13 protein-coding genes, 1 other RNA gene and 1 pseudogene are annotated in these 14,484 nt (G+C 73.6%); 5 read left to right on the top strand and 10 right to left on the bottom strand.

What is annotated here, in order from left to right; translation table 11 throughout:
* Positions 1-72 precede the first annotated feature (72 nt).
* The gene (locus tag NBM05_RS10010; RefSeq protein ID WP_254166922.1) at positions 73-1,149 is read right to left on the bottom strand and encodes an SLC13 family permease; all 1,077 of its coding nucleotides are present in this window, start codon (positions 1,147-1,149) and stop codon (positions 73-75) included.
* Between the two features lie 111 nt (positions 1,150-1,260).
* On the opposite strand from NBM05_RS10010, the gene gnd reads away from it, so the two are divergent.
* Entirely contained in the window at positions 1,261-2,790 is a 1,530-nt protein-coding gene (gene gnd, locus NBM05_RS10005) for an NADP-dependent phosphogluconate dehydrogenase (protein ID WP_254166921.1), read from the top strand.
* A 168-nt stretch (positions 2,791-2,958) separates the two neighbouring features.
* Here gnd and epsC read toward each other — a convergent pair whose 3' ends face one another.
* From epsC to msrA, 5 genes are all read right to left on the bottom strand, one after another.
* The gene (gene epsC / locus NBM05_RS10000) at positions 2,959-3,543 is read right to left on the bottom strand and encodes a serine O-acetyltransferase EpsC (RefSeq protein ID WP_254166920.1); all 585 of its coding nucleotides are present in this window, start codon (positions 3,541-3,543) and stop codon (positions 2,959-2,961) included.
* 181 nt (positions 3,544-3,724) lie between these two features.
* The gene (ddaH, locus tag NBM05_RS09995; protein ID WP_254166919.1) at positions 3,725-4,495 is read right to left on the bottom strand and encodes a dimethylargininase; all 771 of its coding nucleotides are present in this window, start codon (positions 4,493-4,495) and stop codon (positions 3,725-3,727) included.
* Positions 4,496-4,548: 53 nt separating this feature from the next.
* Positions 4,549-5,988, bottom strand: coding sequence for an APC family permease (locus NBM05_RS09990; protein WP_254166918.1), 1,440 nt, complete (start codon positions 5,986-5,988; stop codon positions 4,549-4,551).
* A gap of 278 nt (positions 5,989-6,266) precedes the next feature.
* Entirely contained in the window at positions 6,267-7,202 is a 936-nt protein-coding gene (gene cysK / locus NBM05_RS09985; RefSeq protein WP_254166917.1) for a cysteine synthase A, read from the bottom strand.
* A 202-nt stretch (positions 7,203-7,404) separates the two neighbouring features.
* Positions 7,405-7,929 carry a peptide-methionine (S)-S-oxide reductase MsrA gene (msrA, locus tag NBM05_RS09980; protein ID WP_254166915.1) on the bottom strand — a complete coding sequence of 175 codons (525 nt, stop codon included), beginning with the start codon at positions 7,927-7,929 and terminating at the stop codon, positions 7,405-7,407.
* Positions 7,930-8,029: 100 nt separating this feature from the next.
* Here msrA and NBM05_RS09975 point away from each other — a divergent pair, with 100 nt between their 5' ends.
* Positions 8,030-8,920, top strand: coding sequence for a Nif3-like dinuclear metal center hexameric protein (locus NBM05_RS09975; RefSeq protein WP_254166914.1), 891 nt, complete (start codon positions 8,030-8,032; stop codon positions 8,918-8,920).
* A gap of 115 nt (positions 8,921-9,035) precedes the next feature.
* Here the strand turns inward: NBM05_RS09975 and NBM05_RS09970 are convergent, their stop codons facing one another.
* The 3 genes from NBM05_RS09970 to rnpB all read right to left on the bottom strand — a co-directional run bounded on the left by NBM05_RS09970 (position 9,036) and on the right by rnpB (position 11,714).
* The gene (locus NBM05_RS09970) at positions 9,036-10,085 is read right to left on the bottom strand and encodes an EamA family transporter (protein ID WP_254166913.1); all 1,050 of its coding nucleotides are present in this window, start codon (positions 10,083-10,085) and stop codon (positions 9,036-9,038) included.
* Between the two features lie 43 nt (positions 10,086-10,128).
* Positions 10,129-11,118 carry a glycosyltransferase family 2 protein gene (locus NBM05_RS09965; RefSeq protein ID WP_254166912.1) on the bottom strand — a complete coding sequence of 330 codons (990 nt, stop codon included), beginning with the start codon at positions 11,116-11,118 and terminating at the stop codon, positions 10,129-10,131.
* Between the two features lie 223 nt (positions 11,119-11,341).
* An RNA gene (gene rnpB, locus NBM05_RS09960) (RNase P RNA component class A) lies at positions 11,342-11,714 on the bottom strand.
* A gap of 30 nt (positions 11,715-11,744) precedes the next feature.
* On the opposite strand from rnpB, the gene NBM05_RS09955 reads away from it, so the two are divergent.
* A complete protein-coding gene (locus tag NBM05_RS09955; RefSeq protein ID WP_254166911.1) occupies positions 11,745-12,506 on the top strand; it encodes a YaaA family protein in 762 nt (253 codons plus the stop codon).
* A 17-nt stretch (positions 12,507-12,523) separates the two neighbouring features.
* Here NBM05_RS09955 and def read toward each other — a convergent pair whose 3' ends face one another.
* Entirely contained in the window at positions 12,524-13,096 is a 573-nt protein-coding gene (gene def / locus NBM05_RS09950) for a peptide deformylase (RefSeq protein ID WP_254166910.1), read from the bottom strand.
* A 223-nt stretch (positions 13,097-13,319) separates the two neighbouring features.
* On the opposite strand from def, the gene NBM05_RS09945 reads away from it, so the two are divergent.
* Positions 13,320-13,943 (top strand): biotin transporter BioY, encoded by a 624-nt coding sequence (locus NBM05_RS09945; RefSeq protein ID WP_254166909.1) that lies wholly within the window; start codon positions 13,320-13,322, stop codon positions 13,941-13,943.
* A 10-nt stretch (positions 13,944-13,953) separates the two neighbouring features.
* Positions 13,954-14,484 (top strand): annotated as a pseudogene (locus tag NBM05_RS09940) (long-chain fatty acid--CoA ligase); the annotation flags it as partial.

Here is a 14,484-nt window from a genome sequence, read left to right as displayed (position 1 = left end):
CGTCCGACCGCCGACCCGGTGCCCCGCCCGGCCGCCAATCGCAGACCTGCGCCCGGCCACCGGCCGCGCACCTCAGCCCGGCGTCCCGAGGCCGAGCGCCAGCGTCGCGGCCGGGACCGCGAGGCAGACCAGCAGGGCCCCGCGGGCCGTGAAGCCGCCCAGGTGGATCCGCACGCCCGCCGCCCGGCAGCGGCCGAGCCACAGCAGCGTGGCCAGGCTCGCCCAGGGCGTCACGAGCGCGCCCGCATTGACGCCCACGAGCAGGGCCGCCCCCAGCAGGGGCGATCCCTCCGCGATGCCCTCCAGCGCGAGGTAGGCCGGCAGGTTGTTGATGAGGTTGGCGAGGGCGGCGCCGCCGCCGGCGACGCCCAGGAGGCCCAGCGGGTCGTGGCCGAACGCGAGGCCGGCGAGGGCGTCGTCGAGCACCGCCCCCCGGGCGAGCTGGACCAGGACGAACAGGGCCGCGACCCCCAGCATCAGGCGCCACGGCACGGGGAGGCCACGCAGCCGGCCGGGCTCGAGCACGGCCGTGGCAATGATCAGCGCCGCCGCCGCGCCCAGAGCCGCGAGCGTGACGTCCGCGCCGAGGAGGATCGCGGCCGCCAGCCCGGCCACGACCGCCGCCGCGGCGCCGAGCAGCGGGTGGCGCCCCCGCCCCGCGGCCCGCGCGGCGCGCCCGCCGCGCCACAGGGTCCGCCGGAACAGCAGGGCCAGGAGCGCGACCGTCACCAGGACCGTCACCGAGCCGGGCAGCCACATCTCGGCCAGGAGGGCCCGCGTGCTCAGCGAGCGCGCCGAGATCGCCAGCAGGTTGGTGAGGTTGGAGACGGGCAGGAACAGCGAGGCGGTGTTCGCGAGCCAGACGCAGGTGTAGGCGAAGGGCCGCGGGTCGATGCGCAGGCGCTGCGCGACGGCGAGGACCGCCGGGGTCAGCAGCACCGCCGTGGTGTCCAGGGAGAGGAACGCGGTGCACAGGATCGCCGCGACGACGATCCCGAGCCAGAGGACGGGGACCGAGCCCCTGGTCCAGCGCACCAGCAGCGCGGCGACGGCGCGGAACAGCCCGGCGCGGTCGGCCAGCTCGGCGACCAGCGTCATCCCGAGGAGGAACCCCAGCACGGGGATCGCGCGGTCCGCGAGTTCGAGCATAGTGCCACGCTACTCCCGAGCCCCGAGCCCCGAGCCCCGAGCCCCGAGCCCCCGTCGTGTCCTCGCGGCGATCCGCCCGGACCGGCGGGCCCGTGCGCGTAGGCTAAGACCATGGCAGTAGACACCTCATCCTCTGAAAAGTCCGGCACGGCGCAGATCGGGGTCACCGGTCTCGCCGTCATGGGAGCCAACCTGGCCCGCAACCTGGCCCGCAACGGCTACACCGTGGCGCTGCACAACCGCTCGGTCGGCAAGACCGACGAGCTGCTGGCCAAGCACGGCGACGACGGCGACTTCGTCCGCACCGAGTCGCTGCAGGAGCTCGTGGACTCGCTGGAGTCCCCGCGCCGCATCCTGATCATGGTCAAGGCCGGCGCCCCGGTGGACTCGGTCATCGAGTCGCTGATCCCGCTCCTGGACCGGGACGACATCATCATCGACGGCGGCAACTCCTACTTCAAGGACACCATCCGCCGCGAGAAGGAGTGCGCCGAGCACGGCCTGCACTTCGTCGGCGTCGGCGTCTCCGGTGGCGAGGAGGGCGCGCTCAACGGCCCGTCCATCATGCCCGGCGGCTCCGAGCAGTCCTACGAGTCCGTGGGCCCCATGCTCGAGAAGATCGCGGCGAAGGCCGACGACGGCACCCCCTGCTGCGCCTGGATCGACACCGACGGCGCGGGCCACTTCGTCAAGATGGTCCACAACGGCATCGAGTACGCCGACATGCAGGTCATCGGCGAGGCCTACGACCTGCTGCGCTCGGTCGCCGGGATCGAGCCCGCGGAGCAGGCCGAGGTCTTCCGCCGGTGGAACGAGACCGACCTCAGCTCTTACCTGATCGAGATCACCGCCGAGGTGCTCTCGCAGGTGGACGAGAAGACCGGCAAGCCGCTCGTGGACGTCATCGTCGACCAGGCGGGGCAGAAGGGCACCGGCCGCTGGACCGTGCAGTCGGCCCTGGACCTGGGCTCGCCCGTGTCGGGGATCGCCGAGTCGGTCTTCGCCCGCGCGCTGTCCTCCTCCGAGCCGGAGGCACGGGAGCAGGCGCAGGAGAAGCTGACGAGCGGACTCATCGCCTCGACCGGCGTCGCCCACGCCGACCCCGAGTTCGTCGAGGACGTCCGCCGCGCGCTGTACGCCTCCAAGCTGGTCTCCTACGCCCAGGGACTGGACATGCTCGGCTCCGCCGGCAAGGAGTTCGGGTGGGACCTCAAGCTGGACACCATTGCCTCGCTGTGGCGCGCCGGCTGCATCATCCGGGCGGAGCTGCTGGGCGAGATCATGGACGCCTACCAGGGGGACGACGCCCCGGTGAACATGCTGCTGGCGCCCGGCTTCCTCGAGGTCGTCGAGGAGCTCGTGCCCTCGTGGCGGCGCGTAGTGGTCAAGGCGACCGCGCTCGGGATCCCGGTGCCGGTCTTCGCGTCCTCCCTGTCCTACTACGACGCGCTGCGCCGCAAGCGCCTGCCCGCGGCCCTCATCCAGGGCCAGCGCGACTTCTTCGGCGCGCACACCTACCACCGGGTGGACGAGGAGGGGACCTTCCACACCCTGTGGTCGGAGGACCGCTCCGAGGTCCGCACGGACGGCGAGATCGCCCCCGAGCCCGTGGACCGCGTCAACAAGGAGCCCAGTAAGTAGGTCCCACGGGCCCGCCGCGCACGCCCGGGCCCGGACGTGACGGAACGCCCCCGCTCATCGCGATGAGCGGGGGCGTTCCGTCGTCTCCGGGCCGTCAGTCCGGCGCGGCCTGCTCCGGCGGCGCGGACCGGTTCACCCGCGCGGCACCGCGCGGCCTGCTCCGAAGGGTCAGATCCACATGGCCGGGTCGATGTACGTCACCGGGTCCACCAGCGGCGCGGTCTTCTCCGGGGTGCGCGGCCGGGCGGTCGCGGGGATGCCGGTGATGATCGACGCCGGGGGAGCGTCCCGGACCACCACGGCGTTGGCGCCCACGGCCGAGCCCGCACCGATCGTGATCGGCCCGAGGATCTTGGCCCCGGCCCCGACGGTGACGCCGTCGCCCAGCGTCGGGTGCCGCTTGACCTTGGCCAGGGATCGCCCGCCGAGGGTCACCCCGTGGTAGAGCATGACGTCGTCGCCGACCTCCGCGGTCTCGCCGATCACCACGCCCATGCCGTGGTCGATGAAGAAGCGGCGGCCGATGGTAGCGCCCGGGTGGATCTCGATGCCCGTGATCAGGCGGCCCGCCTGGGAGACGGTGCGAGCCAGGGTGCGCAGCCCGTCGCGGCGCCACAGGGCGTGCGCCAGACGGTGGATCCAGATGGCGTGGAGCCCCGAGTAGTTGATGAGAATCTCCGCGTCGCCCCGGGCGGCCGGGTCGTGGGTGCGGGCGGTGTCGAGGTCTTCTCGCAGTCGGCTCAGGAAACTCACGTGTCACGCTTTCGTCTGACGGTGGATGCGGCGGCGTCCAGGACGGCCTCCGGCCCGCCGGGGCGGGATTCTGCTGGGACAACCCCGTCCGGCGTCGTCCTATTCCCGGGGCGTCCGGGGCCGGCCGGCGGCCGCGGGGGACGGGGCAGGGTCGCCCCGCCCGCGGCCCCCGCGCCGGCGGTCAGACGAGGCAGCGGACCCTGACCGAGAGGCAGGTCGGGCAGCCCTCCAGCTTCTCGAACTCCGAGATCGCGACCTCCGTGACCCGGTACCCCCGCTCCCGCAGCATCTGAGCGGTGCGCGGGGCCGAGGCCGAGATCAGCAGGTCCGTCTCGCTGAGGCACACCACGGCGGTCCCGTGCGGCTCCGGCACGGCCGTGAACCGGCCGAAGATCCCCGGCTCGTCCACGAAGTCCGGGTAGCCGATGACGGTGCCGTCCGGCAGCGCGGTCACGGCCGTCTTCAGGTGCAGGACCTGGGTGACCGGGACGGCCACGACCCGCGCGCCGAGCGGGGTCAGGATCGAGCGCAGCTGCGCCACGCCCTCGGCGTTGGTCCGCCCGCCGCGGCCCACGTAGACGGTGTCCCCGACCTTGAGGACGTCGCCGCCGTCGAGGGTCCCGGGGGCCTTGATGGCGTTGATCGAGCAGCCGAGCTCCTCGAGCGCGCGGCGGGTGCCCTCGATCTCGGGCTTGCGCTCGTCGGCGCCGGGGCGGGTCAGCACGGCCACGTTGCGGAACATCACGACGCTGTCCTCGACGAACACGGCGTCGGGGCAGTCGTCGGCGGCCTCCACCTCGACGACGCTCCAGCCGTGGTCCTTCAGGGCCGCGACGTAGCCCTCCCACTGCTCGCGGGCGGCGTCGAGGTCCACGTGGACCTTCTCGATGTTCTCGACGAGCCCGGAGTCGAGTCCGGGACCGGGGCGGCGGACGAGGGCGATGGTGGACATGGTGCGGAACCTTTCGTAGGGGGTGGGGACGAGGGCCGGGGAGGCGGGGCGGCTCACAGGGTCGCGAGCTCGGAGTGCCGCCGGCTCCAGGTGAGGTAGAAGACGAGGGCCACGGCGATCCACAGGGCGAACGCCGTCAGCGTGCTCGCGCTGAGCCCGGAGATGAGGTACAGGCACGCCACGACCGTGAGGAGCGGCGTCACGGGGTAGCCGGGCACCCGGAAGCCCCGGTCGAGGTCCGGGGCCGTGCGGCGCAGGACCATCACGCCCACCGCGACCAGACCGAAGGCCGTCAGGGTGCCGACGCTGGTCAGGTCGGCGAGGATGCCGATCGGCAGCAGGCCCGCCAGGATCGCGACGCCGGCGCCCACCGTGAGCGTGTTGAACACCGGGACCGAGCGGCGGGCGCTGACCCGGGCGAAGCGCCGCGAGATGAGCCCGTCGCGGCCCATCGTGTACAGGATCCGCGTCTGCCCGTAGAGGCAGATCAGGGTCACCGAGAAGATCGAGATGACGGCGCCGACGGCCAGCAGCGTCCCCGGCCACGAGGAGCCCACGAGGTTCTGCACGATGGTCGCGAGGCTCGCGCTCTGCCCCTCGAAGTCGGTCCACCGCTGCGCGCCGAGGGCCGCGACCGCGACGAGGAGGTACACGCCCGTCACGATGCACAGGGCGAGCACCAGGGCGCGGGGGATGGTGCGGCGCGGGTCCTTGACCTCGTCGCCGGCGGTCGCGATCGCGTCGAGGCCGATGAAGGAGAAGAACAGGGAGCCGGCCGCGATCGAGATGCCCGGGAGACCGGCCGGGGCGAAGCTCTCGAAGTGGTCGGACCGGAAGCCCGTGAGGGCGATCGCGGCGAAGAGCACGAGCACCCCGACCTTGATGATCACCATGACCGAGTTGGCGAGCGCCGACTCCCGCGCCCCGCGCATCAGGAGGAACACGCACAGGCCGACCAGGACGACCGCGGGGAGGTTGACGACGCCGCCCGCCTCCGGCGCCGCGGACAGGGCCGCGGGCAGGCTCCACCCGAGGAGGTTCTCCAGCAGCAGGTTGACGTACTCGGACCACCCCACGGCGACCGCCGCCGCGGAGACCCCGTACTCGAGCACGAGGCACGCCCCCACGACGAACGCGGTGATCTCGCCCATGGTCGCGTAGGTGTAGGAGTACGAGGAGCCCGAGGAGGGCATGGTCGAGGCGAGCTCGGCGTAGCACAGCACGGTCAGCCCGGCCACGGCCGCGGCCAGCACGAAGGAGACGATCACCGCGGGCCCGGCCTCGGGCACGGCCTCGGAGAGGATGAAGAAGATGCCCGTCCCGATGGTGCCGCCGACGCCGACCAGGGTCAGCTGGGTCGTGGAGAGGGACCGCCGCAGGGAGCGGCGCTGCTCCCCGCGGGCCGGGACCTGGGCGATGGAGATGGGGGTGCCGACGTCGTGCACGCCGTAGGGCATCCGGCGCCTGAACAGCTGCTGGGCGAGGGGGGCCATGGGGTCGCTCCTGAGAGATCGGGCCCCGGTCCGACGCCGGGGAGGCGATGCCCAGCAGGACCCGCGGACCGGGTCCCGGCCAGGACTGGCCCCTGGGTTACGTATGCCACATTAGGGGCGCGGGGACGACCGATCCAAAACGCCCGGCCGGATGACGTCGTGGCACGAGAAGGCCCGGGTCGGTTGGACGAACCGACCCGGGCCCGGCGCCGTGCGGCACCGCTCCGGGAGCGCCCGGCCCCCCTCGGGGAGGGACACCGGGGATCCTCCCGGGACGGTCAGCCGCGGATGTCCTCGAACAGGACGGTGGAGATGTAGCGCTCGCCGAAGTCGCAGACCACGGTCACGATCAGCTTGCCCTCGTTCTCCGACTTCTTGGCCTCCTCCAGGGCGGCCCAGACGTTGGCGCCGGTGGAGATGCCGCCGAGGATGCCCTCCTTGGCCCCGAGCTCCCGGGCGACGCGGACGGCGTCGTCGAGGGCGACGTCGGTGACCGAGTCGTAGATCTCGCGGTCCAGGGTGTCCGGGACGAAGTTCGCGCCCAGGCCCTGGATCTTGTGGGGGCCGGCCTTGCCCTCGGTCAGCAGCGGGGAGTCGCCCGGCTCGACCGCGACGATGCGCAGGTCCGGCTTCTGCTCGCGCAGGTACTTGCCGCCGCCCGAGATGGTGCCGCCGGTGCCGATGCCGAGCACCAGGACGTCGATCTGGCCGTCGGTGGCGTCCCAGATCTCCGGGCCGGTGGTCTCGTAGTGGACCTTGGGGTTGGCCTCGTTCTCGAACTGGCGGGCGAGCACCGCGTTCTCGGTGCTGTCCACGATCTCGCGGGCCTTGTCCACGGCCCCGCGCATGCCCTCGGCGCCCGGGGTCAGGACGATCTCGGCGCCGTAGGCGCGCAGCATGACGCGGCGCTCGGTCGACATCGTCTCGGGCATCGTCAGGATGACCTTGTAGCCGCGGGCGGCGCCGACCATGGCCAGGGCGATCCCGGTGTTGCCCGAGGTGCCCTCCACGATGGTCCCGCCGGGCTTCAGTGCCCCGGCCGCCTCGGCGGCGTCGATGATCGCCTTGCCGATGCGGTCCTTGACGGAGTTGGCCGGGTTGTAGAACTCGAGCTTGACGGCGACGTTGCCGGGCAGATCCTTGTCCAGCTCGTTGAGCCGCACCAGCGGGGTGTTCCCGATGGCCTCGGTGATGTTGTTGAGAATCTTCGCCATGGTCGGCCTTTCTGGAGATCGTGGCTGGGGCCGGGCCGGTCGGGACCCGGGCAGTCACTCACCACCGTAGTCCGGGGGAGCGTCCGGGCTCTCGATCGAGCCACATACTGTAACAATCGCCGGCGTGTCGCGCGGGGCCTCGCCCGGTGCGGGCGGCGGCCCCGCCCCGGCGTCGGCGGCCGGGAGAAGGGGGGCGGGACGGTCAGGCCGTGAGCCACATGCTGTAGTGCTCCCGGGCCTTGCGCAGCTTGGGGCTGATGATCGCGAGGCAGTAGCCGTTGTAGGGGTTGGTGCGCTCGAAGTCCTGATGGACCTCCTCGGCGCGGTGGAACGTCCCCAGCGGCTCCAGCGTCGTGACGATGGGACGGTCGAAGAGGCGCTGGGCGCGCTCGATCTCGCCCTGGAAGAACTCCCGCTCCTCCTCGTCCCGGTAGAACAGCGCCGAGCGGTACTGGGTGCCGACGTCGTAGCCCTGCCGGTTGAGGCTGGTGGGGTCGTGGGTCGTGAAGAACATGTCCATGATGACCTCCGGCGGGACCACGGTCTCGTCGAAGACGACCCGGATCGCCTCGGCGTGCCCGGAGCGCCCGGAGCACACCTGCTCGTAGTCGGGGTCCTCGGTGTACCCGCCGGTGTAGCCGGCGACCGAGGAGAGGACCCCCTCGGTGCGCTGGTACACGGCGTCGAGGCACCAGAAACATCCTGCGGCAACGGTGAATTCTCGCATGCGTTCCATCTTTCCCCTCGGCCCCGGACGCGTACAGGCGCTTTCGCTCGTGGGGGATACGCTCCCCGGCCGGCGCGCCGCGGCCTCGTAGAATGGCGCCATGAGCCGACCCACCCTCGACGACGTCGTCCGCACCGCCCACGAGCTGTGGCCCCTGGGGCTGCAGGAGCCCTGGGACGCCAGCGGCCTGATCTGCGGGAGGGGGTCCCGGCCGGTCGCGCGCGTGCTGCTCGCGGTCGACGCCGTGGCGGCCACCGCCCGCGAGGCCGTGGAGCGCGACGCCGACCTCCTCCTGACCCACCACCCGCTGTTGCTGCGCGGCGCCAAGTTCCTCCCCGACGCCAGCGACAAGGGCGCGGTGATCCACGAGCTGATCGAGAACCGCGTGGGCCTGCTGGCCGCGCACACCAACGCGGACAGCGCGGTCGGCGGGGTCTCGGACGCGCTGATCCGGGCCTGCGGGGTCGAGGACGCCGCGCCGCTGCTGGGCGGGGACGAGCCGACCGGGATCGGCCGGGTGGGCGAGCTCCCCGAGGCCGTCACCCTGGAGGAGCTGGCCCGACGGCTCTTGGGGGAGCTGCTGCCCACGGCGGGCGGCCTGCGCGTCGCGGGGCCCCGGGAGGCGCAGGTGCGGCGCGTCGCGGTCTGCGGCGGTGCCGGGGACTCCCTGTTCGACGCCGTGCGCTCCTCCGGGGCCGACGTCTACGTGACCGCGGACCTGCGGCACCACCCGGCGTCGGAGGCCAGGGAGCGGGCCCTGCTGGGCGGCGGGACGCCGTACCTGATCGACTGCTCGCACTTCGCGAGCGAGCAGCTGTGGCTGGGGACGGCCGCGGTGCAGCTGCGCGAGGCGCTGGCGGCGCGCGGGTTCGAGGTCGAGACGGTGCTGAGCCGGCTCAACACGGACCCGTGGGACTTCGTGGTCCGCCCCGAGCGGCACCCCGGGTCGGCCAGCACCGACGCCGACCGCGCCGAGTACCCGGGGCGGTAGGGAGGCGGGGCGGCGCGGGCTCCGAGCGGCGCCTCGTCGGCGGCTGGGGCTCTGACGGGCGCGTCGTCGACGGCCGGTGGGCCTGACCCCGGCGGCGGGACGGCGCGGGCGGGCCTCAGGCGGCGATCAGCGCGACCCCGCCGACCACCACCGTGGCCCCCAGCAGCCGCTGCACCGGCGCCGCCTCCTTGAACAGCAGCCACGCCAGCAGGGTCCCGACGACGATGCTCGTCTCCCGCAGCGGCGCCACCAGCGAGACCGGCTGCGTCTGCATCGCCGTCAGCACGAGGATGTAGGCGGCGGGAGAGAGCACCACGACCGCGGCGGTGGGCCAGAGGTTGCGGCGCAGCGTCGTGCCCGCCAGGGCCCACCGGCGGCGGTTCATCCCGGCGGTCATCAGGACCGCCTGGTAGAGGCTGCACACCGCGAAGTAGGAGAGGGGCAGCTGGCCCAGGGCGGTGACCGCGTGGTCGTCCCAGAGCGTGTAGCCGGCGATGAACAGTCCGGTCGCCGAGCCCCACCCGACGCCCGCCAGGGTCGCGCGGCGGGCGGCGCCGCGGTGGCCCCGGACCTCCGCGCCGCGCCGGGCCCGGGGCGCCCCGACGTTCGGTGCTGAGCCGGGCCCCGGGGCGGCCCCGACGTTCGGTGCTGAGCCGGGCCCCGTGGCCACCCCGACGCCCGGCCCCGAGCTGGGTCCCGGCACCGCCGCGGCCCTCGACGCTGCGCCCACGCGCCGCAGGGGCGGCACGGCGGCCAGCACGATGCCGCCCACGATCAGCAGCGCCCCGCCCGCGGCCAGCCACCCCGGGCGCTCGCCGAGCACCAGGATCGCGACCAGCATGGTGATCACCGGCCCGGTCCCGCGCGCCGTGGGGTAGACCGTGCTCAGCGGGGCGCGCTCGTACCCGGTCTGCAGCGCGAGGTTGTAGCCCATGTGCAGGGCCGCGGAGACCGCCGGGGCCCACCACAGGGCGGGGTCGTAGCGGTCGAAGCCGCCGCTGCGGACCACCTCGAGGGCCCCGAGCGGCAGCATCACGACGCCGCCCAGCACCGCGTACCACCACACGAAGACGTAGGAGTCGCCCCGCTTGGCCTTGGCCGCCAGGTTCCAGGTCGCGCGGAGCACGGCGGCGAGGAGGACCATTAGGAGTGTGGAGGCGGGCATCCCCCGAGTCTATTCCGCCCGGCGGTCGGGCACCCCCATCCCCTCAGAGCCCGTAGGCCCGCCGGACGTACGCGCCGTACAGGCGGATGTACAGGGCCGGGGAGAGCTTCAGCAGCAGCCCGGCGGCGCCGAAGAGCGGGCGGACCCGCAGGCAGCGCCGCAGGATGGGCAGCCGGAGCGCCTCCCGGCAGGCCTGGAGGTGCCCGCGCAGGTCGTCGGGGCGCAGGCGCAGGGCGCTCTGCGCGGAGTTCAGGAAGACCAGGGACCACGTCACCGCGAAGGCGTCCCGCTGGCCCTCCGAGCCCTCGTGGGCGCCCGTGGCGGCCTTGAGGTGGGCGAGGAAGCGGTAGCTGTCCGGGATCGGCGGGACGGAGCCCCACGTGATCGACCGCGGGTTCATCGAGTACAGGTGCAGGGAGTCCGGGATGACGCGGACCAGCCGGGCGCGGCCGAGCAGGGGGATGCAGAACCCCGCGTCCTCGACCCGGTCGACGACGGGGAAGCGCAGGTCGCCCACGGTCTCGGACCGGAAGATCTTGTCCCAGGCGTAGGGGGTCAGCTCGTCGCGCAGACCCATCAGCTGCGCCTCCGCGCCGCCGTACGTTCCCGCGGGCCCGCGCTCGCGGCGCCGCCGCGTGCCGTCCGGGTGCACGACGTCGTGGGCGGCAGCGACGACGTCGACGCCGGGGGAGTGCGCGTGCATCGTCGCGAGGAACTCGGGGCGGTAGGCGTCGTCGGAGTCCAGGAAGGCGAGCCAGGCGCCCCGCGCCTCGTCCAGGCCGCGGTTGCGGGAGGCGGCGAGGCCGCGGTTGCGCTCGTTGCGCAGGCAGCGGACGCGGGAGTCGGGGTGGGCGGCCAGGTGGTCGGCGAGGACCCGGTGGGCGTCGTCGGGCGAGGCGTCGTCGACGACGATGAGCTCGAAGTCCGAGTCCGTCTGGGCCAGGACGCTCCGGACGGCCCGCAGCACGGTGGCCTCGGTGCCGTGGACCGGCATGATGATCGAGGTCCTCGGTGGCGACAGCTGATCCGACATGGTGGCCCGGGCCTTTCTCGGCGATGGTGCGATGCTTCCGACCCTAGGAGGCGGGGAAGCGGGCTCACCAGTACGCACCGGATGTGACGGGCAAGCGGGTGCTCGACTCGTCGGTATCACGCAAGCGTGAACGACGTCGCCCGTTGATGCAGCGCGCGGGGAGGCGCCCGTCGAGCAAAAGGCGCCGAGCTGGAGGGCGCCGCGGCACGAGGGAGGAAGGCGGGGGACGGGACGGCCTGTAAGCCGGGTTTTGTCCGGCGCCGGATCGCTCCGAGCGCCTGGGCGATCATCCATCTAGCCCCCGGATTGCTCCGGGGGTCGAGCGGCCTACCCGGATGCTGGGGCGAGCAGCCCTCGTGGCGCATCCTGTCTGGCCTTGCTCCGGATGGGGTTTACCGAGCTTCCCGCGTCGCCGCGGGAACTGGTGGTCTCTTACACCACCGTTTCACCCTGACCCGCCGAGACGGCGGGCGGTCTGTTTTCTGTGGCACTGGCCTGCGGGTCACCCCGAGTGGACGTTATCCACCATCCTGCTCTGCGGAGCCCGGACTTTCCTCGAGACGTTCACCACGCCGCGCGATCGCCAGGCCGACCCGTCCAGCGTCCAACTCTACACTGGAGGGGCCATGCTGATTCTCCTGCCGCCCTCCGAGTCCAAGACCGCCCCCGACGCCGGCTCCCCAGCCGACCTCCTCGACCTCAGCTTCCCCCAGCTCACCGAGGCCCGCGAGGCCATGCTGGGCCACCTCGCCGACGTCAGCGCCGCCGACGACGCCCTCGAGCGCCTCAAGGTCGGCGCGAGCCTGAAGGGGGAGGTCGAGCGGAACACGCGCCTCGCCGCGGAGCCGGCCGGGCCCGCGATCGGCGTCTACACCGGGGTGCTCTACGACGCGCTGGGCTACGCCACGCTGAGCGAGGACGCGCGGGAGCGGGCGGCCCGCAGCGTCGTCATCGTCTCGGCGCTGTGGGGCGCGGTCAGGCCCGCCGACCGGATCCCGGCCTACCGGCTGTCCATGGGGGCCAAGGTCGCGCGGAAGGGGACCCTCGCGAGCTGGTGGAAGGGCGAGCTCGCCCCGGTGCTCGAGGACTACGGGCGGGGGCAGCTGATCGTCGACTGCCGCTCCTCCGGCTACGCGGCGGCCTGGAAGCCCGAGCCCGCCTCGACCGCGGCCATCCGGGTCGAGCGGGTCCGGGGCGGGAGGCGCCAGGTCGTCTCGCACATGGCCAAGCACTACCGCGGCGAGGTGGCCCGGTACCTGCTGGAGGCCGACGTCGACCCCGCGACGCCCGCGGAACTCGCCGAGGTCCTGCGGGAGCGGTGGGAGGTTGAGCTGACCCCCGCGGGCCGCGGGCCGGCCGAGCTGATCCTGGTGGTGCGCGAGGGCTGAGCGGCGCGGCGTCGGGCTCAGTGGCCGAAGGGGTCCTCGTCCTCGCCCGGCATCCAGGTGATCCCCGGCTTCCCCCAGCCCTCGCGCTTGATGGCCTTGCGGGCCTTCGCGGACCAGCGCTTGTTCAGGCGGTCCACGTAGAGGCGGCCGTCCAGGTGGTCCGTCTCGTGCTGCATCACGCGGGCGAACCAGCCGTGCGCCTCGAACCGGATCGGCGCGCCGTCCGCGTCCTGGCCGACCACGACGACGTCGTCCGCACGCTTGAGCGGGAAGCTCAGCCCGGGCACCGAGAGGCAGCCCTCGACCTCCTCGTCCCGGTCCGGCTCCTCCTCGGAGATCTTCCCGAGCGTCAGGCGCGGGTTGACGACGACGCCGCGGTCCGGCGCGTCGTCGTCGTTCTCGTAGGCGTAGGTGAACAGGCGCAGGTCGACGCCGACCTGGGTCGCGGCCAGCCCCACCCCGTGGGCGCGGTCCATCGTCTCGAACATGTCCTCGACAAGCCGCTTCAGCTCCTCGTCGAAGCTGGTGACGGGCCGGGTGGGGCGGTGGAGCACCGGCTCCCCGGTGATGGTGATGGGACGGACGGTCACGAATGCCTCCATGGCGCGAGCCCTCGCGGGCGGGGACGGATCTGGTTCACCCCCACCGTAGCGCCACGCCCGGCGGGTCGCGGACCGGCGAGCACGCGGGCGTGGGCGACATCACGGTTGCGCGGGACGGGCGCGCCGCGGGCCGCTGGGCTACCCCGGCGGGCCCGCATGGGATAAGTTGAACACTGTTCAAAAATCTCCGTCGAGACCGTGGAGGGCCTCCATGACCGCTGCGCACCGTCCCGCCCCCGGATCCGAGCGATCCGGGGCCGCCCCCCGCGGGCCCCGGAACCCGGCCGCCGGGTCCTCGTCCCGCGGCCTGGCCCGCATCGCCGTCTTCGCGGCCCTCATCGCGGTCATGGGCCTCGCCGGGCCCATCCCGGTGCCCGTCATCCCGGTGCCCATCACGCTGCAGACGCTGGGCGTCATGCTCGCCGGCGCCGTCCTGGGACCGTGGCGCGGGCTGGGGGCGGTGCTGCTCTTCGAGGCGCTCGTGGCGCTCGGGCTCCCGCTGCTCTCCGGGGGGCGGGGCGGTCTGGGGGTCTTCGTGGCGCCCAGCGCCGGGTTCCTGCTCGGCTGGATCCTCGGCGTCGTGGTGGTGGGCCTGATCGTGCGGGCGGGCGCGCGGCGCCCGGTCTGGTGGCGTGGCCTTCTAGGATGCGTGGTGGGCGGGATCGCGGCGATCTACCTGCTCGGCATCCCCGTCCAGTCCCTGGTCACGGGGCTGGGCCTGCGCGAGTCGGCGCTCGCCTCGATGGTCTTCCTCCCCGGGGACCTGCTCAAGGCCGTGCTCGCCACGGCGATCACCATGGGCCTGTGGCGCGCCTACCCCCGGGCCTTCGAGTAGGGGCGGCGCCGTGACGAGCACTCCCCGGGGCGCCCGCCGGATCACGCCGATCCGCAGCGCCGACCGCGCCGCCGCGATCCGCCGCGCCCTGGAGGTCCGCGCCGCCGGCGGGGTCCCGCTGATCGGCGACGAGAGGTGGTCCGAGGACGCCTGGGCGACCCTGGTGCGCCGCGCGGCCGGGGCCCGCCTCCCGGAGGACGCGGAATGGGCGACCATGACCTCGGGGACCACCGGGAGCCCCCGCATCCTGCTGCGCAGCGACGCCTCCTGGGCGGCCTCCTACCCCGGCATCGACCGGGCGCTCGGCGTGCGCGCCGGAGACCGCATGCTGCTCCCGGTGCACCCGGTCTCCTCCATGACCGTCTACGGCGCGGCGCACGCCCGGGCGCGGGGCATCGAGTGGTCGGTGCCCCGCCGCGCACGCCTGAGCGCCGCCGACCTCGCCGGGCCCACCCTGATGCACGGGACCCCGCATCACCTGGCCGACGCCCTGGACCTCCTCGAGGGCGGCGCGAGCTCGACGCTGCGGGCCGTCCTGGTG

It is taken from the genome of Rothia santali, from assembly GCF_024199905.1.
GTDB lineage: Bacteria > Actinomycetota > Actinomycetes > Actinomycetales > Micrococcaceae > Rothia > Rothia santali.
The sequence above is the reverse complement of the archived record's forward strand: the minus strand, read 5'-3'. Positions and strand labels throughout refer to the sequence as shown.